This window comes from Caulobacter sp. GW821-FHT11A05, from assembly GCF_058809015.1.
In genome coordinates this window covers 25162-44257 of the sequence record NZ_JBXASF010000010.1, presented here as the reverse complement: position 1 = coordinate 44257, position 19096 = coordinate 25162, and the positions used below count along the sequence as shown (strand labels likewise).

At 69.1% G+C, this 19096-nt stretch carries 18 protein-coding genes and 1 other RNA gene; all 19 read left to right on the top strand.

Going from position 1 to position 19096, the window contains the following annotated elements:
• Nucleotides 1–162: 162 nt before the first annotated feature.
• The 19 genes from AC1RSK_RS15120 to AC1RSK_RS15030 all read left to right on the top strand — a co-directional run bounded on the left by AC1RSK_RS15120 (nt 163) and on the right by AC1RSK_RS15030 (nt 19020).
• Nucleotides 163–747: a glutathione S-transferase family protein gene (locus AC1RSK_RS15120; protein WP_492908400.1), complete on the top strand. Its 585-nt coding sequence runs from the start codon at nt 163–165 to the stop codon at nt 745–747.
• 352 nt (nt 748–1099) lie between these two features.
• Complete coding sequence (locus tag AC1RSK_RS15115) at nt 1100–2113, top strand: phospholipase C/P1 nuclease family protein (RefSeq protein WP_492908399.1); 1014 nt, start codon at nt 1100–1102, stop codon at nt 2111–2113.
• Nucleotides 2113–2559 (top strand): NUDIX domain-containing protein, encoded by a 447-nt coding sequence (locus AC1RSK_RS15110; RefSeq protein WP_492908398.1) that lies wholly within the window; start codon nt 2113–2115, stop codon nt 2557–2559. The genes AC1RSK_RS15115 and AC1RSK_RS15110 overlap by 1 nt, the downstream gene beginning before the upstream one ends.
• 163 nt (nt 2560–2722) lie before the next feature.
• The gene (locus AC1RSK_RS15105; RefSeq protein ID WP_492908397.1) at nt 2723–3730 is read left to right on the top strand and encodes an IS30 family transposase; all 1008 of its coding nucleotides are present in this window, start codon (nt 2723–2725) and stop codon (nt 3728–3730) included.
• Nucleotides 3731–3783: 53 nt separating this feature from the next.
• Nucleotides 3784–4407, top strand: coding sequence for a class I SAM-dependent methyltransferase (locus tag AC1RSK_RS15100; protein ID WP_492908396.1), 624 nt, complete (start codon nt 3784–3786; stop codon nt 4405–4407).
• 78 nt (nt 4408–4485) lie between these two features.
• Entirely contained in the window at nt 4486–5373 is an 888-nt protein-coding gene (locus tag AC1RSK_RS15095; RefSeq protein WP_492908395.1) for a polyprenyl synthetase family protein, read from the top strand.
• Nucleotides 5370–6314, top strand: coding sequence for an ABC transporter ATP-binding protein (locus AC1RSK_RS15090; protein WP_492908394.1), 945 nt, complete (start codon nt 5370–5372; stop codon nt 6312–6314). Before AC1RSK_RS15095 ends, AC1RSK_RS15090 begins: the two co-directional genes overlap by 4 nt.
• Complete coding sequence (locus AC1RSK_RS15085) at nt 6311–7513, top strand: ABC transporter permease (protein WP_492908393.1); 1203 nt, start codon at nt 6311–6313, stop codon at nt 7511–7513. The genes AC1RSK_RS15090 and AC1RSK_RS15085 overlap by 4 nt, the downstream gene beginning before the upstream one ends.
• Complete coding sequence (locus AC1RSK_RS15080; RefSeq protein WP_492908392.1) at nt 7510–7992, top strand: sterol desaturase family protein; 483 nt, start codon at nt 7510–7512, stop codon at nt 7990–7992. Before AC1RSK_RS15085 ends, AC1RSK_RS15080 begins: the two co-directional genes overlap by 4 nt.
• 35 nt (nt 7993–8027) lie before the next feature.
• An RNA gene (rnpB, locus tag AC1RSK_RS15075) (RNase P RNA component class A) lies at nt 8028–8437 on the top strand.
• 416 nt (nt 8438–8853) lie between these two features.
• Entirely contained in the window at nt 8854–9333 is a 480-nt protein-coding gene (locus tag AC1RSK_RS15070) for a division/cell wall cluster transcriptional repressor MraZ (RefSeq protein ID WP_492908391.1), read from the top strand.
• Entirely contained in the window at nt 9333–10277 is a 945-nt protein-coding gene (gene rsmH / locus AC1RSK_RS15065) for a 16S rRNA (cytosine(1402)-N(4))-methyltransferase RsmH (RefSeq protein WP_492908390.1), read from the top strand. Before AC1RSK_RS15070 ends, rsmH begins: the two co-directional genes overlap by 1 nt.
• Nucleotides 10274–10735, top strand: coding sequence for a cell division protein FtsL (gene ftsL, locus AC1RSK_RS15060; protein WP_492908389.1), 462 nt, complete (start codon nt 10274–10276; stop codon nt 10733–10735). Before rsmH ends, ftsL begins: the two co-directional genes overlap by 4 nt.
• Nucleotides 10732–12465 carry a peptidoglycan D,D-transpeptidase FtsI family protein gene (locus tag AC1RSK_RS15055; protein ID WP_492908388.1) on the top strand — a complete coding sequence of 578 codons (1734 nt, stop codon included), beginning with the start codon at nt 10732–10734 and terminating at the stop codon, nt 12463–12465. The genes ftsL and AC1RSK_RS15055 overlap by 4 nt, the downstream gene beginning before the upstream one ends.
• Nucleotides 12462–13913, top strand: coding sequence for a UDP-N-acetylmuramoyl-L-alanyl-D-glutamate--2,6-diaminopimelate ligase (locus AC1RSK_RS15050; protein ID WP_492908387.1), 1452 nt, complete (start codon nt 12462–12464; stop codon nt 13911–13913). Before AC1RSK_RS15055 ends, AC1RSK_RS15050 begins: the two co-directional genes overlap by 4 nt.
• On the top strand, nt 13910–15292 hold the full coding sequence (locus AC1RSK_RS15045; protein ID WP_492908386.1) for a UDP-N-acetylmuramoyl-tripeptide--D-alanyl-D-alanine ligase: 1383 nt from the start codon (nt 13910–13912) through the stop codon (nt 15290–15292). The genes AC1RSK_RS15050 and AC1RSK_RS15045 overlap by 4 nt, the downstream gene beginning before the upstream one ends.
• The gene (gene mraY / locus AC1RSK_RS15040; RefSeq protein WP_492908385.1) at nt 15292–16404 is read left to right on the top strand and encodes a phospho-N-acetylmuramoyl-pentapeptide-transferase; all 1113 of its coding nucleotides are present in this window, start codon (nt 15292–15294) and stop codon (nt 16402–16404) included. The genes AC1RSK_RS15045 and mraY overlap by 1 nt, the downstream gene beginning before the upstream one ends.
• Before the next feature lie 16 nt (nt 16405–16420).
• Nucleotides 16421–17836: a UDP-N-acetylmuramoyl-L-alanine--D-glutamate ligase gene (gene murD / locus AC1RSK_RS15035; protein WP_492908384.1), complete on the top strand. Its 1416-nt coding sequence runs from the start codon at nt 16421–16423 to the stop codon at nt 17834–17836.
• Nucleotides 17833–19020, top strand: a complete 1188-nt coding sequence (locus AC1RSK_RS15030; RefSeq protein ID WP_492908383.1) for a peptidoglycan glycosyltransferase FtsW — start codon at nt 17833–17835, stop codon at nt 19018–19020. The genes murD and AC1RSK_RS15030 overlap by 4 nt, the downstream gene beginning before the upstream one ends.
• Nucleotides 19021–19096: the final 76 nt, after the last annotated feature.

Sequence of the window (19096 nt, the reverse complement as noted above, 5' to 3'; positions counted from 1 at the left end):
GCGGACGAAGAACTTGCAACCAGCAAAAATGCCAGTGCGGCGAGGCATGCTGAGGTACGCTTCATCAGCGGTCCCCCCTTTGTTTCTCGACGACAGGTCGGGGCTAGGTACCGACCGAACGGCAAAAAGGCAACCCACTGCGGTGTCGCAGGGAGAAAATCCATGAGTATCACGGTGTTCGGCGACAGCATCTCCGGCAATTGTCTCAAGGTGAAGTGGACCGCGGACCGAATCGGCGTGCCGTATCGCTGGGTCGAAACCGACATCCTCAAGGGGCAAAGTCGCACGCCTGATTTCCTGGCGCGGAACCCGGCCGGTCAGGTTCCTCTGGTCATCCTGGAGGATGGTCGCACTCTAGCGCAAAGCAACGCAATTATACTTCACCTTGCTGAAAAGTCCGATCTGGTCCCCAAGGACTCGTACGAGCGCGCCAAGATGTTCGAGTGGCTGTTCTGGGAGCAGTACAGTCATGAGCCCTACGTCGCCGTGGCCCGCTTCCAGATGGCCTATCTGGGCAAGGCGGCGGCCGATCTCGACCCCAAGATCGTCGAGCGCGGCAAGGCCGCCCTGGCCCGGCTGGAGATGGCCCTGGAGGCCTCGCCCTTCCTCGTCGGCCACGACCTGACCCTCGCCGACATCGCCCTCGTGGCCTACACCCGCGTCGCCCACGAAGGCGGCTTCGACCTCTCCGACTACCCGGCCGTCCAGGCCTGGATCGGCCGTGTGGAAACGGCGCTGAGCATCTAGGAACAATTTTTACCGGGTAAAATTCCAGCCCCTTCCGGCTGGTCCGCGTGACCGTCAGTGGCCGGCGCCGATCGGGGACAGGTACGCCGCTCGCGCGGCGAACCTGTCCCCCATGCGACCGCAACAAAACCCATACGCGACCACCACGAAAACCCTATGCCAGACCGACGGAAACAGGGTCCGACCCCAACCCTTAATACGCGGAAATCATAGAGAAAAATCGCCAACTCCACGGCCGTCCAACCTTCCCGTCCGGCAAATCTGCTACAATGGTTCGCCGCTTCGATAAGCCGCCGCCATTTTCAGGCCGCCGCTTACCGCCTAGGGTCCGCCCCCAACCGGAGTTCCACCCTTGCGTCACCGCCCCTTCGTCGCCCTCGCCGTCGCCGCCCTGCTGGGCGGAGTCGTTGTCACCCAGGCCCTGGCCTGGGGCGCCAGCGGCCACCGCCTGGTCGGCCAGCTCGCCGTCGAGGCCCTGCCGACCGAGGTCCCCGCCTTCCTGCGCGGCAAGAAGGCCGTCGCCGCCATGGGCGAGCTGGCCCGCGAGCCCGACCGCTGGAAGGGGGCCGGCAAGCTGCACGACGCCGACCGCGAGGGAGCCCACTTCGTCGACCTCGACGATGCTGGCCTGGTCATGGGGGTCATGCCCCTGGCCGACCTCAAGGCCACGCGCGCCGACTACGAAAAGGCGCTGCAGGCGGCCGGGACCGACGGCTGGAAGGCCGGCTGGCTGCAGTATTCGATCATCGATGGCTACCAGCAACTGGTGCAGGACTTCCGCTACTGGCGCGTCCTGACCGCCGCCGAGAAGCGCGCCAAGGGCAAGCAGAAGGCCTGGTACAAGGCCGACCGCCTGCGCCGCGAACAGCTCATCCTGCGCGACATGGGCGAGTTCGCCCACTACGTCGGCGACGGCTCCCAGCCGCTGCACACCTCGATCCACTACAACGGCTGGGGCGATTTCCCGAACCCCAAGGGCTATACCAACGACCGCATACACGGGCCGTTCGAAGGCGAGTTCGTCGCCCGCAACGTCACCCTGGCCGGCGCCCGCAGCGCCATGGCCCCCTTCCGCGACTGCGCCTGCACCATCGAGCAGCGCACCGTCGCCTACCTGGCCAAGACCAACGCCGACACCGTGCCGCTGTATACGATGTGGACCGAGGGCGCCTTCAAGACGGCCGACGCCCGCGCCGTCGACTTCACCACCCGCCACGTCGCCGAAGGCGGCGCCGAGCTGCGCGACATGGTCGTCATGGCCTGGCGCGAGAGCGCCACCGGCAAGATCGGCTGGCCGGCCGTGACGGTCGAGGATGTGGTCGCCGGCAAGTCCGATCCCTGGCAGGCCATGCTGGGCAAGGACTGATGCTGGAGTTCGGCGTTCGCGATCCGGAGAAGGCCTATCGCCTGCGTCCGGCCGCCTTCGGCGTCTGCGAGCGGGACGGGCTGATCGCCTGCGTCCGCGTCGAACGCAGCCAGGACCGCAGCTACCACGACCTGCCCGGCGGCGCCGTCGATGGCTACGAGACGGAAAGTCAGGCCCTGATCCGCGAGTTCGGCGAGGAGACCGGCCTGATCGTCGAGCCCGGCCCCCTGATCGTCCGCGCCACCCAGCTGTTCCTCAAGAGCGACGGCGAGCCGGTCGAGAACGAAGGCGGCGTCTACCAGGCGCGCCTGACCGGCGAGGACGCGTCGCTGAAGGTCGAGGACGACCACACGCTGGTGTGGCTGGACCCGCAGGAGGCGGTGCTGAAACTGCGCCATGAGAGCCACGCCTGGGCGGTGGCGCGCTGGTTGCGCGCGCGCGCCTGATTCACCCCCCACACTCCGATCATCCCGACGAAAGTCGGGACCCAGCTGGCAACCTGCAAATGGGTCCGCTCTGAAGAGCGCCAGCGCCTGTTCCGTCGGTGGACACTGGGTCCCCTGAGTTCTCAAACGAAGTGCAACACCCTGCGGCTGGCAAGGTGTTGTCATGGGACGGACTTACGAGCAGCTCAGCCTTGAAGATCGGTGTGAGATTGCCCGCCTACAGGCGGCGGGCTTCTCGATCCGGCAAATCGCTGCAGCTCTGGATCGCTCGCCATCGAGCATCTCTCGGGAACTGAAGCGCAACACAGGGTCCGGCCCGCGGGCCGGACCCTACAAACCGCTCTATGCCCAGCAGCAGACCGCCGCCCGGCGCTGGTCAGGCTCGCGCCTGGACCGCGACGATCAGCTGCGAGAGCGGGTGCTGGGTCACCTGGCTGATCGCTGGTCGCCCGAGCAGATCTGGGGCCGTCTGAAGCGCGAGGAAGGCCGCACCGTCATCGGCGTCGAGACCATCTACCGCTTCATCTACGCCCAGCTGAAGCGCCACAACGACGGGTCCTGGCGTCGGTATCTGCCCAGGGCCAAGGCCAGGCGCGGCTGGCGCGGGACCAAGGGAGGATCGCCCGCAAGCTTTATCCAGCAACGGGTTCCGATCACCCAACGCTCACCCCAAGCCGATGACCGCCGCCAGCCCGGACACTGGGAAGCCGACTTCATGCTGTTCTCGACCTACGGACAGTCAGCCCTGGTCCTGCATGAGCGAACCTCCCGCCTGACCCTGCTGCGCAAGACCCCAAACCGAAAGGCCAAGCCCACCGCCGGCGCCCTGCGACGAATGCTCAAGCCTCTGCCAAAGTGCTTCAAGCGGTCCCTGACCTTCGACAACGGGACCGAGTTCGCCGAGCATTACACCGTCGGCCTCGACACCTACTTCTGCGACCCGCACGCCCCCTGGCAGAAGGGCGGCGTCGAGAACGCCATCGGCCGCATCAGACGCTTCCTGCCCCGGAAAACCAATCTCGACCGCCTGTCACACGGCCAAATCCGCAGGATCATCAACACCTACAACCACACCCCTCGGCGGTGTCTGGACTTCCGCACCCCAGCTGAGGTCTTCTCCCAGGTGTTGCACTTCGAATGGGAATCCACATCCCGACTTTCGTCGGGATGATCGGGGGAAGGGGGCCTGTTGTGCTCGGGCTTCAAACCCTGCAGCCTCCCTCCATGACCAGCTTCTACGACCGCCACATCATGCCGCGTCTGATCGCCTGCGCCTGCGGGGCCAAGGCGATCACCTACCAGCGCCGCAAGGTCGTGCCCCGCGCGGCCGGCAAGGTGCTGGAGCTGGGCATCGGCGGTGGCATGAACCTGATCCACTATGACCCGGACAAGGTGACCAGCGTCTCCGGCGTCGACCCGTCCGCCGAACTGCGCGCCATCGCCCAGGCCGCGCCGCGTCCCGACGGCCTCCAGGTCGATATCCATGACGGGACCGCCGAACAGCTCCCGTTTGCCGACGCCAGTTTCGACTGCGTGGTCTGCACCTACACCCTCTGCAGCGTCGCCTCGCCGCCGGCCGCCCTGGCCGAGGCCAAACGGGTGCTCAAGCCGGGCGGCCGCTTCCTGTTCTGCGAGCACGGCCTGGCCCCCGACCCCAAGGTCGCCGACTGGCAGGCCTTCATCGAACCCCTGTGGAAGCGCATCGCCGGCGGTTGCCACCTGACCCGGCCGGTCGCGGCGGGCGTCACCGCCGCCGGCTTCGCCCTGACCGAGCTTTCGACCATGTACCTGCCCAGCACGCCCCGCTCGCTCGGCTGGAACGAGTGGGGCGAGGCCCGCGTCATGTAACGCGTTGACGCTCTCCATACCGACGTTCAAAACTCGGCCTGCCTGCTTCGGGGGCAAGATGGGGTTCAAGGCCAGCGGATGGACGATGCGGCCTTCTTCAATGGGCTCGAGCAGACCCGGGGCCTCGTCGAGCGGCGCCTGGCGCAACTTCTGCCGCCCGAGGGCCAGGCCCCGGCGCCGCTGACCGGCGCCGCCCGCTACGCCGTCCTCGCCTCCGGCAAGCGCTTCCGCCCGATGCTGGCCATCCTCACCGCCCGCGACTTCGGCGCCCCCGACGGCGCGGCCCTGGATGCCGCCTGCGCCTTCGAGCTGGTCCACACCGCCTCCCTGATCCTCGACGACCTGCCGTCGATGGACGACGCGCACCTGCGCCGGGGCGTCGCCACCACCCACCGGGCCTTTGACGAGGCCAGCGCCATCCTCGCCGCCGTCGCCCTGCTGAACCGCGCCTACGGGGTGATCGCCGACGACGCCGGCCTGACCGATGCGGCCAAGGTCGAGCTGACCGCCCGCCTCTCCGAATGCGTCGGCTTCCGCGGCCTGGTCGCCGGCCAGGCCCGCGACCTCGATCGCCGCGGCAAGACCCTGAGCAACGACGAGATCGACCTCCTCAACCATCAGAAGACCGGCGTCCTGCTGGTCGCCCCCGCCCAGGCCGGGGCCCTGATCGCCGGGGCCGACGGCGCCCGCCTGGCCGCCATCGGCGAGTTCGCCCGGCGCTTAGGGTTGGCCTTCCAGATTCGCGACGACCTGCTCGACGCCGAAGGCTCCGCCGCCGAAGGCAAGGATCTCGGCAAGGACGCCGGCATGCCGACCCTGATCACCAGCCTGGGCATCGCCGGCGCCCGCCAAGCCATGGAAGGCTACCTCGACGCCGCCCGCGACGCCCTGGCCGAAGCCCGCTGCGGCGACCACGCCTGGCGCTACGCCAGCGCCCTGTTCGGCCCCCGCAAGGTCGCGGCGTGACCGATAGCCGGCCGATCCTCAACGTCTGGGGGGCCGAGCTGAGCCATGGCTCGCGCAAGATCCTGCGCGGCGTCGACCTCACCCTGCGCCCCGGCGAGATCTACGCCCTGCTGGGTCCCAACGGGGCCGGCAAGACCACCCTGATCCACGCCATCTGCGGCCGCATGAAGCTTTCCAAGGGCGACATCGCGCTCGAAGGCCAGAACCCCTGGTCGACCCCGGTCTGCCGCGCGGCGCTCGGCCTCGTGCCGCAGGAGATCGCCCTCTACAACCACATGACCGTGGCCGAGAACCTGGCGACCTTCGGCCGTCTGGCCGGAGTGCGGGGGAAGGCCCTGCGCGACGCGGTGGCCCGCGCCATCCACCTCTGCCGCATCGCCGACCGCGAGCATGTGCCGATCCGCCACCTGTCGGGCGGCTATCGCCGGCGGGTCAACATCGCCTGCGCCATCCTGCACAGCCCCCGGCTGCTGGTCCTCGACGAGCCGATGGTCGGGGTCGATCCCGACGCCCGCGAGGCCCTCGACGGGGTCATCCGCGACCTGCGCGACACTGGCGTCTGCGTGCTGATGATCACCCACGACCTCGACCAGGCCGGCGACCTGGCCGATCGTGTCGGCTTCCTGCGCGAGGGCCGCAAGGTCATGGAGGGCTCGCCCCGCAGCCTGATCACCCAGGCCTTCGGCGAAGAGCTGGAAATCCTCGTCCAGCTCGATGAGGACCCCGACAGCGGCGACGAGATCGTCCTGGCCGGCGCTGGCCTGGAGCGGCGCGGCAAGACCAACGTCTGGACCACCCTCGACGCTGGCGGTTACGCGACGGCCGGCAAGCTGGACGCCACCCTGCGCAAGGCCGGCGTCACCCCGCGCGAAATCCGCGTGCGCCAGCCCAGCTTGCACAACCTCTTCACCCTCGTCGCCGACTGGCAAGACGCCGCATGATGTTCGCCATGTTCCGGGTGATGCTGCTCCGGCTGCTGCGCGATCGCGGCGCCCTGGCCATGACCTTCCTGCTGCCGCCGCTGGTCTTCGTGATCTTCGCGACGGTGTTCGCCGGCTCGACCGGCGAGAACATCAGGCTCAGGCTGGTCATCGCCGACCAGGCCAAGACGCCCGCCTCGGGCCGGCTGGTCGAAGCCCTGCTGCAGGACGGCCACCTGCGCGCGGTCACCGCCGATCCGGGCACCACCAAGTCCGTCCGCCGCCAGGTGCGCGAGGGCAAGGCCGACGCCGGGCTGATCATCCTGTCCGACCCGGCCGGGGCCGGCACGCCCTTCCTGATCGTCACCGACACCACCCGGGCCATGGCCGCCCCGATGACCCAGGGCCGCATCCAGGCGGCCTTGAGCGAACGCCTGCCCGACATCGTGCTGGAAAAGACCCTCGGCATGGTCGGGCCGGTCTACGAGCCGCTCTCCGCCGGCCAGAAGGCCCAGGCCAGGACCGTTGTCGACCGCGTCCATGACGACGCCAAGGCCGGGCGCGCCGTGCCCGCCGCTCAGGACCTGTTTGCGGTCGAGGCCATCTCGGCGGCCAAGGGCAGGGGGGCGATCTCCTACTATGCCGGGGCCGTGACCATCCTCTTCGCCCTGTTCTCGGCGGTGACCGCGGCCATGACCCTGATCGAGGAGCGCAAGGCCGGCGTCGCCGACCGCATCCTGGCCGGGGCCGCCGGCATGACCCCGGCCCTGAACGGCAAGTTCCTGTTCATCGTCCTGCAGACGGTGCTGCAGGCCTGCGCCATCTTCCTGGTCGCCCAGCTGCTCTACGACACCCAGGTGCGCAGCCATCTCTGGCCCTGGCTGGCGACCAGCGTCTGCGTCGGGGTCTGCGCCGCCGGCCTGGCCCTGGGCATGGTGTCGGTCACCCGCAGCCGCGACCAGGCCCAGCTTGTTTCTACCTTCTCCATCCTTCTGCTGGCGGCGGTCGGCGGGGCCATGGTGCCGCGCTTCCTGATGCCGCCCTGGCTGCAGACGCTGGGCCTGTTCACGCCCCCGACCTGGGCCATCGACGCCTATCAGGCGCTGCTTTGGCGCGACGCGGAGTGGACTTCGTTGTATCCTGCCTGGGGGGTTCTGGTCGGCGTGGGTCTGGCGGGCCTGCTGCTGGCCCATGTGATGGCCCGCCTGGTGCGTCGATGATCCAAGTCCTTACCTTCGTTGCCCTCTACCTCGCCGCCGTGGTCTTCATGGAAGGCTTCGCCTGGGTGACGCACCGCTATGTCATGCATGGCTGGGGCTGGGTCTGGCACCGGTCGCACCACGAGCCGCGCACCGGCAATTTCGAGCTCAACGACCTGTTCGCCGTGGTCTTCGCCGCCCCGGCCATCGTCGCCATCTACTTCGGCGTCCATGGCGTGCCCTGGCTGCTGCCGGTGGGCTGCGGCATCACGACCTACGGGGCCATCTACTTCCTGTTCCACGACGGCCTGGTCCACCGCCGCTTCCCCATGCCGAAAGCGAGAAGCGCCTACTGGAAACGCCTGATCCAGGCCCACCGCTTCCACCACGCCGTCCACACCAAGGAGGGCTGCGTCTCCTTCGGCTTCCTGATGGCCCCGGACGTCCGCAAGCTGAAGGCCCAGCTGGCCTCCCGCGGCGTTTCCGCCGACGAGGCTTGACCCGGCGGGCCGGCGCCCCCATTCCTCCGCACGGATCAGATGGCCGGGCGATCGCGGCGCGCAAGCGTCGAGGAAAGTCCGGGCTCCACGGTGACAAGGCGGCGGGTAACGCCCGCCGGGGGCGACCCCAGGGATAGCGCCACAGAGAGCAAACCGCCCTCCGAAGCCTTCGGGCGAAGGGGGGTAAGGGTGAAAGGGTGGGGTAAGAGCCCACCGCGGGGCTGGTAACAGTCCTGGCACGGCAAGCCCCGCCTGGAGCAAGACCGAATAGGGATTCCGCGCCTGATAAGTCGGCTTTCGGGTCGATACTTCAGGCAGGGCCGTCACCGGCCCGAGGCGTCCGGGTTGGTCGCGAGAACCGTCCCGCGAGGGGCGGTCCAGAGGAATGATCGTCACCGGCCGTTCGCGGCCGGGACAGAACCCGGCTTACAGGCCATCTGATCTTCCTTCTCCCGCTTGTCGGGAGAAGGTGGCGGCCGAAGGCCGTCGGATGAGGGCGGCGCCGGCCTTGGCCGGTCAGCCTCGTTCTGGCGCGTTCGGCGCAGCGGCCATTCATCGACGTTCCGCTCTGCCCTCATCCGACCCGCTTCGCGGGCCACCTTCTCCCGACGAGCGGGAGAAGGGATGCTGCTCTTATCCCCGCATTACTTAACGCGTTCCATGTATGTTCTGTTGATCGTTTAACTTCATTAACCAAACACCGGAAAAATGCCCTTGAATCTGCACTGAATCTTTCGTTGAGGCATTCCGTCCCATTGCCGCCCAATTCGTCCCATGTTAACCCAAACACACTCGGCGCGGGGCAGTGCGGCGACCGAGGCGTGGGCCATTCGACTGGCAGGGCAACAGGGCAGGGACAGGGTGTTCTTCTCGACGTTCGAGAAACAGTTGGACGCGAAACGGCGCCTCGTTGTGCCGATGGAGTTCCGCGCCGCCCTGTCGGGCCTGTTCGACGGCGTCTTCTGTTTCCCCTCCATCGAGTTCGACTGCATCGAGGGCGGCGGCAAGGGCCTGTTCGACCGCTACCAGTCGGTGATCGACGAACTGCCCTTCGGCGACCCGCTGCGGTCCGACCTGGAGCTTTCCATCAACGGCGGCCTGGCCCGGATGAGCTTCGACGACGCCGGTCGCATCACCCTGCCGCCGCAGCTCTGCGACCAGTTCGGCCTGACCGACTGGGTGGTGCTGGTCGGCCTTGGCGAGCGTTTCCAGATCTGGCCGCGCGAAGCCTTCCAGGCGCGCCGCGCCGCCGCTCGCGAGGGGGCCCGGGAGGGCCTCGCAGCCCTGCGCGCCGCCCAGAGAGCGGCAAGTGTGGGCGCCGCGAAGCTGGGGCAGCCGTAATGAGCAGTCCGGAACAGCCCCACATCTCGGTCATGTTGCCCGAGGTGCTGGACGCCCTGCGCGCGGGGCCCGGCCAGACCATCATCGACGGCACCTTCGGGGCCGGCGGCTATAGCAAAGCCATCCTCGACACTGGCGCCTCCGTCGTCGCCTTCGACCGCGACCCCAGCGCCCGCAAGTTCGCCGCGCCGTTGGAAGCGACCGGCCGCTTCCGCCTGATCGACGACCGCTTCTCGGCCATGGCCGACACCCTGGGCGACGGCAGCGTCGACGGAGTCGCCCTCGACCTCGGCGTCTCCTCCATGCAGCTGGACGAGGCCGATCGCGGCTTCTCCTTCATGCGTGACGGCCCGCTCGACATGCGCATGGGCGCCGACGGCCCCACCGCCGCCGACCTGGTCAACACCCTCGAACACGCCGAGCTGGCCCGCATCTTCTACGTCTACGGCGAGGAGCGTGAGAGCCGCCGGGTGGCCAGCTTCATCCTGCGCCGCCGCGACGAAACCCCCTTCAACCGGACGCTCGATCTGGCCGAGGTTATCGAGAAGGCGCTGGGCGGCCGGCGCGGCGCCAAGACCCATCCGGCCACCAAGTCCTTCCAGGCCCTGCGCATCGCCGTCAACGAAGAGCTCAGCGAACTCGAAGCGGGCCTGCTGGCCGCCGAACGCGTCCTGAAGACCGGCGGACGCCTCGCCGTCGTCACCTTCCATTCGCTGGAAGACCGCATCGTCAAGGCCTTTCTGGCCGAACGGGCCGGCAAGACCCCCGGCGGTTCGCGCCACGCCCCGCCGGTCAAGGCCGGCGCCCCGGCCTCCTTCGAGCTCATCCATAACGGCGCCAAACAGGCTTCCGAGGCCGAGTCGGCCGTCAATCCCCGGTCGCGGTCCGCCAAGCTGCGGGCCGCGGTTCGCACCGCCGCCCCCGTGTGGAGGGACGCCGCATGAGCCTGCTCGACCACCGCACCCGGGGCTTCCGCACCATCAACGTCGTCTTCTGCGCGCTGTTGATGATCACGGCGATCACCGTCCTGCTGGCCAAGGCCTACGCCGGCCGCGAGGTGCGCGACATCGCCCGCACCGAACGCACCATCGGCGAAGAGAACAAGCGCATCCGCCTGCTCAAGGCCGAGGTCGCCCACCTCGAACAGCCCGAGCGACTGCAGCGCCTGTCCAAGGCCCTGCTCGGCATGGCCCCGCTGGCCGCCACCCGCGAGGGCGACCTGAACAGCCTGCCGGCCATCGCCGCCGGCTATGAGCCGCCGACCCCGATCGCCACCCCCACGGCGCCGGAAGTCCAGCCCGAGGAAGTGCCCGGCATCGAGACCCCGCCTCCGGTTGCCGCCGAAGTCGGCGTGGCGCCGACGGCTCCAGTCGCCGCTAACCCGGCGGAGACCGGCCAATGAGTCTCGCCGACCTCACCCCCCACCGCTATCCGCGCCCGGTCCGCTGGGCCATCGACTGGCTGTGGCGCATCGAGCACGCCTTCGAGCGGGCCAAGGCCTCGGGCCGACCGGAAGACGACGCGCGGGTCCGCATCCTGGTGGTGTTGGCCTTTTTTGCGGTCCTGTTCGGCCTGATCGGCGGCGGGGCCATCTTCGCCGCCGCCTTCAGCGATGCCGGCAAGAAGGGCTCGATCGCCTCCTTGCCGCTCAGCGCCAAGGCTGACCTCGTCGACCGCAACGGCCAGCTGCTGGCCGCCAACCTGACGCACTACAGCCTGTTCCTCGACCCGGCCGACGTCTGGAACCGCCGCGAGACCCGCAAGGAACTGCTGACCCGCGTGCCGGGCCTGAAGCCCTCGAAGTTCAACGACGTCATGAACAAGGGCAAGCGCCGGGTCCTGGTCGAAGGCCTGACACCGGAAGTCCGCGCCAGTATCCACGACCTCGGCCTGCCCGGCATCAGCTTCGAGGAAAGCCCCCGCCGGGTCTATCCGATGGGTCCGCTGGCCGCCCACCTGGTCGGCTTCTCCGATCCCGGCGGCCAGGGCCTGCAGGGCGCCGAGCGCGGCCTGATGGATCAACTTCGGGCCGGCTATATCAGCGGCGAGCCCGTCGCCCTCTCCATCGACGTCCGCGTCCAGGCCGCCCTGGAAGAGGAACTGGCCGCCGCCGTCGAGGAGTTTCATCCGGTCAACGCCGTCGGCTTGGTGACCAACGTCCACACCGGCGAAGTCATCGCCATGGCGTCCCTGCCGGAGTTCGACCCCAACCGCTTCGGCAAGTTCGCCGAGTCTGACCGCAAGAACCGCGCCTCGGCCCAGCTTTATGAGATGGGCTCGACCTTCAAGACCTTCACCGTCGCCGCCGGCCTCGACACCGGGGTGGCCTCGATGGACTCCACCTTCGACGCCCGCACGCCGCTGAAGATGGGCTATCGCACCATCCACGACTTCCATGGCACCAACCGTATCCTGACCCTGGGCGAGGTGTTCAACCACAGCTCCAACATCGGCACCGCCAAGCTGGCGCTGGGTATCGGCGTGGACCGGCTGAAGCACTATTACGACGCCCTTGGGCTGACCCGCCGGCCGAAGATGGAGCTGTTCGAGACCGCCACACCGCTGGTCCCCAAGGTTTGGAACGACGACGCCCTGGCCAGTGTTTCCTTCGGACACGGCATCAACGTCACGCCCCTGGCCATGGCCCAGGCCATGGGCGCCCTGCTGAACGGGGGCAACTTCGTGCCCGTCACGATCCTCAAGAAGCCGCCCGGCTACCGGCCGGAGGGGCATCGGGTGTTCTCCGAGGACACCAGCCGCGCCATGCTGCGCATCATGCGTGGCAACGTCGTCGGCGGCACCGGCCGCCGCGCCGACGCGCTGGGCCTGTCGGTCGGCGGCAAGACCGGCACCGGCGAGAAGTACGATCCCAGCATCCGCGCCTACAGCTCGACCAAGCAGGTGGCCTCCTTCGCCGCCGTCTTCCCGACCGACGGGCCGCTGGAGGCGCCGCGCTACTTCGTGCTGATCCTGCTGGACGAACCGACCGGCGGGGCCCGCACCGGCGGCCTGGTCGCCGCCCCGGCCGCCGGCCGGGTGATCGACCGCAGCGCCCGCTTCCTGGGCGTGCCGCGCCTGATGCAGCGGCCGCAGTTCGACATCGCCGCCGTGCACGGGAGGCCCAATCTGTGACGCTGCTGAGCGCCATTGTTGGACAGGCCGTTGAAGGCGACGTCGACATCACCGGCGTCACCGCCGACAGCCGCCGGGTGAAGCCGGGCTTTCTGTTCGCCGCCCTGCCGGGCAGCAAGGCCGATGGCCGGACCTTCATCGCCAAGGCCCTGGAGTTCGGGGCGGTGGCCGTGCTGGCCCCCGAGGACGTGACGGGCCTCGACGTGCCGGTCATCCACGCCAAGGACATCCGCCGCGCCTACGGCCTGGCCGCCGCCAAATTCTGGGGCCGCCAGCCGGCGACCTGCGTCGCCATCACCGGCACCAACGGCAAGACCTCCATCGCCGCCTTCTGCCGCCAGATGTTCGCCACGCTTGGCCACACGGCCGGCAGCATGGGCACCCTGGGCGTTGTCGTCTCGGCCCCGGGCAAGGCGGACGTGGTGCTCACCCCGCCGGGCCTGACGACCCCAGACGCCGCCGACGTCGCCGAACTGATGGCGCGGATGGCCGACATGGGCGTCACCCATGTGGCCCTCGAAGCCTCTTCGCACGGCATCGACCAGCGCCGCCTGGACGGGGTCAAACTGGCCGCCGCCGGCTTCACCAATTTCACGCAGGATCACCTCGACTACCACGGCACCATGGGCGCCTACCGGGCCGCCAAGCTGCGGCTGTTCGAAACCCTGCTGCCGACCGGGTCCACCGCCGTGCTCAACGCCGACAGCGATCAGTACGACGCCTTCGCCGCCGCCGCCGTCACCCACGGCCACACCCTGATCTCCACCGGCATGGCCGGGGAGGGGATCAGGCTGCTCGACCGCATCCTCACCCCCGACGGCCAGACCCTGACCCTCCAATACAAGGGCGGCCACCACATCGTCCGCCTGCCGCTGGCCGGCGGCTTCCAGGCCGACAACGCCCTGGTCGCGGCCGGTCTCTGCATCGCCGCCGGTGAAGAGGCGACGGCCGTCTTCGCCGCGCTCGAACAGCTGGACGGCGCCCCCGGCCGCATGCAGCGGGTCGGGACCGGTCCGCGCGGCGGCGAGGCCTACGTCGACTACGCCCACACCCCCGACGGCCTCGAAACCCTGCTCAAGGCCCTGCGGCCGCATGTGCGCGGCAAGCTGATCGCCGTGTTCGGGGCCGGCGGCGACCGGGACGCCGGCAAGCGTCCCCTGATGGGCGAGATCGCCGCCCGCCTGGCCGATGTCGCCATCGTCACCGACGACAACCCGCGTTCCGAAGATCCCGCCTCGATCCGCGCCGCCATCCTCGCCGCCGCTCCGGGCGCCCGCGAAATCGGCGACCGCCGCGCCGCCATCCGGGCCGGCGCCGCCTTGCTGGAAGACGGCGACGTCCTGGCCGTGGCCGGCAAGGGCCACGAGCAGGGTCAGCTGGTCGCCGGCGTCAACCACCCCTTCGACGACGTGGCCGAGACCGCCGCCGCTCTGGAGGCCCAGCGATGAGCCTCTGGACCGCCGCCGAGATCGCCGCCGCCACCGGCGGAACCATCACCGCCCCGTTCGCGGTCGATGGCGTCTCCATCGACAGCCGCTCCATCGAGCCCGGCGACCTGTTCGTCGCCCTGGCCGGGGTGCGCGACGGCCACGAGTTCGCCGCCAAGGCACTGGCCGACGGCGCCGCCGGCCTCCTCGCCTCCAAGCCGGTCGATGGCCCGTCGGTGCAGGTCGGCGATACGCTCAAAGCGTTGGAATTGCTCGGCATTGCCGCTCGCGACCGTTCCTCCGCCCGCCGCTGCGCTGTCACCGGTTCGGTCGGCAAGACCAGCGTCACCCAGGCCATCGCCGCCGGCCTGGCCCTGGCCGGCCCCAGCCACAACTCGGTCAAGAGCTACAACAACCACATCGGCGTGCCCCTGACCCTGGCGCGGATGCCCAAGGCGACGCAGCGCGCCGTCTTCGAGATCGGCATGAACCACGCCGATGAGATCACCCCGCTGTCGAAGTTCGTCCGCCCGCACGCCGTCGCCATCACCACCGTCGGCCCCGTGCACATCGAAAACTTCCCCGACGGCGAAACCGGCGTCGCCCTGGCCAAGGCCGAGATCTTCGACGGCATCGAGCCGAGCGGCGTCGCCGTGCTCAACGCCGACAACAGCTGGTTCGACCTGCTCGCCGAGCGCGCCCGCGCCGCCGGCGCCAAGGTGCTGTCCTTCGGCTCGGGCGAAGGTTGCGACGCCCGCCTGACCGGCTTCGACGTCGACGGGGCCCGCGCCACCGTTTCGGCTGCGCTGCACGGCCAGCCGCTCAGCTATGGCCTGCTGCAGACCGGCCATCACTGGGGCCTCAACAGCCTCTGCACCCTGTTGATGCTGGAAGCGATGGACGTCGACCGTCCCACCGCGCTCGCCGCCCTGGCCGCTTTCGAGCCGCTGGCCGGCCGGGGGGCCGAGAAGGCCGTCGCCAAGCCCGGCGCGCCCTTTACGCTGATCGACGAGTCCTACAACGCCAACCCCATCTCGATGGCCGCCGGCTTCCGCACCCTGGGGGCCCGCAAGGTGGCGGGGCGGCGCATCGTCGCGCTGACCGACATGCTGGAGCTCGGTCCCGAGGGCCCGGCCATGCACGCATCCCTTGCCGGGCCTATCGATGCGGCCAATATCGACCTGGCGTTCGTCGCCGGGCCGCTGATGAAATCGCTCTGGGAGGCCCTTCCGGCGACTCGCCGGGGCGGCTACGCGGAAACAGCGGCCGATCTCGCGCCGCTGATCGCCCAGGCCATAGAGCCGGGCGATGTGGTGATGGTCAAAGGCTCCAACGGCTCCCGCGCCGGCGTCATCGCCGCCGCGCTGGCCGGGCTGGGCCGCGACGGGGGCGGCGCCTGATGCTGTATCTTCTCTATGAATGGCTGACGGCCGAGGGCGCCAAGTTCCCGCTGCTCAACCTCTTCCAGTACCAGACCTTCCGGGCCGGCATGGCCTGGGCGACGGCCTTCATCGTCGCCGTGGCCATGGGCAGCCGCTTCATCCGCTGGATGAAGACCAAGCAGGGCAAGGGCCAGCCGATCCGCGAGGACGGCATCGCCCGTCACGTGATCGAGAAGGCCGGCACCCCGACCATGGGCGGCTTCATGATCCTGGCCGGGATGATGGTCGCCACCCTGCTGTGGGCCGACCTTTCCAGCATCAAGGTCTGGGTGGTGATCTTCGTCACCGCCGCCTACGGCCTGCTGGGCTTCCTGGACGACTATCGCAAGGTGACCAAGCAGACGACGGCCGGCGTCTCCGGCCGCATGAAGATCCTGATCCAGACCGTGGTCGCCTTCGCTGCCGTGCTGGTCCTGGTGCTCTATGGCGAAAGCCCCAAGGAGGCGCCGCACCTGGTCACCTCGGTGGCCTTCCCGATCTTCAAGAACCTGATCATTGACCTGGGCTGGTTCTACCTGGCCTTCGGGGCCTTCATCATCGTCGGCGCCTCCAACTCGGTGAACCTGACCGACGGGCTGGACGGCCTGGCCATCGTGCCGGTGATGATCGCCGCCGCCGCCTTCGGCATCATCGCCTACCTGGTCGGCAACGCGGTGTTCGCCAAATACCTGGCCGTGCCGTGGGTGCCGGGCTCGGGCGAGCTGGCGGTCTTCTGCATGAGCATCATCGGGGCCGGCATGGGCTTCCTCTGGTACAACGCCCCGCCGGCCAAGATCTTCATGGGCGACACCGGCTCGCTGGCCCTCGGCGGCTCGATCAGCGCCGTCGCCGTGGCCGCCAAGCATGAGATCGTGCTGGGCATCATCGGCGGCCTGTTCGTGGTCGAGGCCCTGTCGGTGATGATCCAGGTCTTCTACTTCAAGCGGACCGGCAAGCGCATCTTCCTGATGGCGCCCATCCACCACCACTTCGAGAAGCTGGGCTGGGCCGAGAGCACGGTCGTCATCCGCTTCTGGATCGTCGCCATCATCCTGGCCTTCATCGGCCTGGCCACCTTGAAACTCAGATGAGGGGCTCGTCGCGCACATGATCCCCGTTCCCGGCTTTGAAGGGCGCACCGTCGCCGTGTTCGGCCTCGGCCGGACCGGCCTGTCGGCGGCGCGCGCCCTGATCGCCGGCGGGGCGAACGTGGCGCTGTGGGACGAGAACCCCAAGGGCCGGGAAGCCGCCGAGGCCGAGGGCCTTCCGCTGGTCGATCTCGAAAAGGCCGACTGGAGCGACTTCGCCGCCCTGATGCTGTCGCCCGGTGTGCCGCTGACCCATCCGGTGCCGCACTGGACGGTGACGAGGGCGCAAGCCAACGGCGTCGAGGTGCTGGGCGACATCGAGCTCTTCGCCCGGGCGGTCAACGCCGCCCCTGTTCATAAGCGGCCGAAGATCGTCGCCATCACCGGCACCAACGGCAAGTCGACCACCACCGCCCTGATCGGCCACATCCTGCGCAGCGCCGGCCGCGACGCCCGCATCGGCGGCAATATCGGCTTCGGCGTCCTGGGCCTGCCCGACATGCACGGCGGGGCCGTCTATGTGCTGGAACTCTCCAGTTACCAGCTCGACCTGACCAGCAGCCTGAAGGCCGACGCCTCGGTGCTGCTCAACCTGTCGCCCGACCACCTGGACCGCCACGGCGGCATGGAGGGCTACGTCACCGCCAAGAAGCGGATCCTGCTGAACCAGGGCAAGGGCGACACCGCCGTCATCGGCGTCGACGATCCCTGGTGCCAGCGCATCTGCACCGAGATCACCGCCGCCAACCGCCGCACCATCCGCCCGATCAGCGCCGGCAAGGCCATGGGTCGGGGCGTCTATGTGCTGTCCGGCGTCCTCTACGACGCCACCGGCGAGCGCACCCTGGAGGTCGCCGACCTGACCATGGCCCGGTCCTTGCCCGGCAAGCACAATTGGCAGAACGCGGCGGCCGCCTACGCCGCCTGCCTGGCGCTGGGCGTCTCCAGCGACGACGCCGCCAACGGCCTGATGACCTTCCCGGGCCTGGCCCACCGCATGGAGACGGTGGCCAGGCTCGGCCGCGTCCGCTTCGTCAACGACAGCAAGGCCACCAACGCCGACGCCGCCCGCCAGGCGCTGTCCAGCTATCCCAAGGTCTACTGGATCGCCGGCGGCCGGGCCAAGGAGGGCGGCATCGAGGCGCTGGCCGACCTCTTCCCGCGCATCGAGAAGGCCTATCTGATCGGCGAGGCCGAAGAGGCTTTCGCCCAGACCCTGGAAGGCAAGGCGCCCGTCGTCCGCTGCGGCGACATGGAAGCCGCCGTCGCCGCCGCCTACGCCGACGCGCAAGGGTCCGAGGACGAGGCCATCGTCCTGTTGTCGCCCGCCAGCGCCTCCTTCGACCAGTACGCCGACTTCGAGGCCCGCGGCGAGGCGTTCCGCGCCGCCGTCGTGGCCTTGAGCCAGCCCGCCGCCCGCGAGGCCCGTGCATGACCGCCGCCGATTATCCGACCAACCACCAGCATCTGGTGTCCCGCGCCAAGCGCACGGCCCTGGCCAACTGGTGGTGGACGGTCGACCACGCCCTGCTGGCGGCGACCGGCATCCTGATCGCCATCGGCGTGCTGCTCAGCTTCACCTCCAGCCCGGCGGCGGCCATCCGCCTGCGCCTCGACGACCCGCTCCACTTCGCCATCCGCCAGGTGCTGTTCGGGGCCGGGGCTTGCGGCCTGGTGCTGGCCGTCTCCATCCTCTCGCCGAGAGGGGTCAAGCGGGCGGCCTTCTTCATCTACATCGGGGCCATCGTCTGCATGGCCTTGCTGCCGTTCCTGGGCCACGAGGCCAAGGGCGCCACCCGCTGGGTGACCTTCGCCGGCTTCACCCTGCAGCCGTCCGAGTTCCTGAAACCCGCGCTGATCGTGCTGGTCGCCTGGATGTTCTCCGAAGGGCAGAAGGGGCAGGGGGTGCCGGGCGTCTCGATCGCCTTCTGCCTCTACTTCATCGCCGTGGCCCTGTTGATCATCCAGCCGGACGTCGGCCAGACCATCCTGATCACCATCGCCTTCGGGGCCGCCTTCTGGATGGCTGGGGTGCCGATCAGCTGGATCCCGATCATGGGCGGGGCCGCGGCCGGGGGTCTTGGCCTGATCTACGTCCTCCTGCCGCACGCCCGCAGCCGCGTCGACCGCTTCCTGTCGCCCGAAGGCGCCGACACTCACCAGGTCGACAAGGCGGCGCAAGCGATTGCAAATGGCGGCCTGTTCGGGCGCGGCCCTGGCGAGGGCGTCATGAAACAGGGCGTCCCCGACCTGCAGACCGACTTCATCTATTCGGTCGCCGCCGAGGAGTACGGCCTGGTCTTCTCCCTCGCCCTGATCGGCGTCTTCGCCTTCCTGATGGTGCGCGGCCTCTACAAGGCGATGCGGCTGCAGGACAGTTTCGAACAGGTGGCCGCCGCGGCCCTGTTCGTGCTGGTCGGCCAGCAGGCGATCATCAACATGGCGGTCAATCTCAACCTGGCGCCGACCAAGGGCATGACCCTGCCGTTCATCAGCTACGGCGGCTCCTCGATGCTGGCCATGGGCCTGACCATGGGCATGGCGCTGAGCCTGACCCGCAAGCGGCCGGGCGCCTTCGAGCCCGAAGCCGCCGGCATGGCCGCCTTCGCCCCGCGGTGATTTCGCCGATCCTCCTCGTTTCGTGGACGCCTTTCCCTTGTCCCGCCCTATCGGGGCCGGGTAGGGGAGGCCGTCG

What these genes read in the sequence shown, in the direction of transcription:
- AC1RSK_RS15100 (WP_492908396.1), top strand. Translation starts at nt 3,784, where the DNA reads ATGACCAGCTTCTACGACCGCCACATCATGCCGCGTCTGATCGCCTGC.
- AC1RSK_RS15085 (WP_492908393.1), top strand. Translation starts at nt 6,311, where the DNA reads ATGATGTTCGCCATGTTCCGGGTGATGCTGCTCCGGCTGCTGCGCGAT.
- mraY (WP_492908385.1), top strand. Translation starts at nt 15,292, where the DNA reads ATGCTGTATCTTCTCTATGAATGGCTGACGGCCGAGGGCGCCAAGTTC.
- rsmH (WP_492908390.1), top strand. Translation starts at nt 9,333, where the DNA reads ATGAGCAGTCCGGAACAGCCCCACATCTCGGTCATGTTGCCCGAGGTG.
- AC1RSK_RS15110 (WP_492908398.1), top strand. Translation starts at nt 2,113, where the DNA reads ATGCTGGAGTTCGGCGTTCGCGATCCGGAGAAGGCCTATCGCCTGCGT.
- AC1RSK_RS15045 (WP_492908386.1), top strand. Translation starts at nt 13,910, where the DNA reads ATGAGCCTCTGGACCGCCGCCGAGATCGCCGCCGCCACCGGCGGAACC.
- AC1RSK_RS15105 (WP_492908397.1), top strand. Translation starts at nt 2,723, where the DNA reads ATGGGACGGACTTACGAGCAGCTCAGCCTTGAAGATCGGTGTGAGATT.
- AC1RSK_RS15030 (WP_492908383.1), top strand. Translation starts at nt 17,833, where the DNA reads ATGACCGCCGCCGATTATCCGACCAACCACCAGCATCTGGTGTCCCGC.
- ftsL (WP_492908389.1), top strand. Translation starts at nt 10,274, where the DNA reads ATGAGCCTGCTCGACCACCGCACCCGGGGCTTCCGCACCATCAACGTC.
- AC1RSK_RS15095 (WP_492908395.1), top strand. Translation starts at nt 4,486, where the DNA reads ATGGACGATGCGGCCTTCTTCAATGGGCTCGAGCAGACCCGGGGCCTC.
- AC1RSK_RS15120 (WP_492908400.1), top strand. Translation starts at nt 163, where the DNA reads ATGAGTATCACGGTGTTCGGCGACAGCATCTCCGGCAATTGTCTCAAG.
- AC1RSK_RS15080 (WP_492908392.1), top strand. Translation starts at nt 7,510, where the DNA reads ATGATCCAAGTCCTTACCTTCGTTGCCCTCTACCTCGCCGCCGTGGTC.
- AC1RSK_RS15055 (WP_492908388.1), top strand. Translation starts at nt 10,732, where the DNA reads ATGAGTCTCGCCGACCTCACCCCCCACCGCTATCCGCGCCCGGTCCGC.
- murD (WP_492908384.1), top strand. Translation starts at nt 16,421, where the DNA reads ATGATCCCCGTTCCCGGCTTTGAAGGGCGCACCGTCGCCGTGTTCGGC.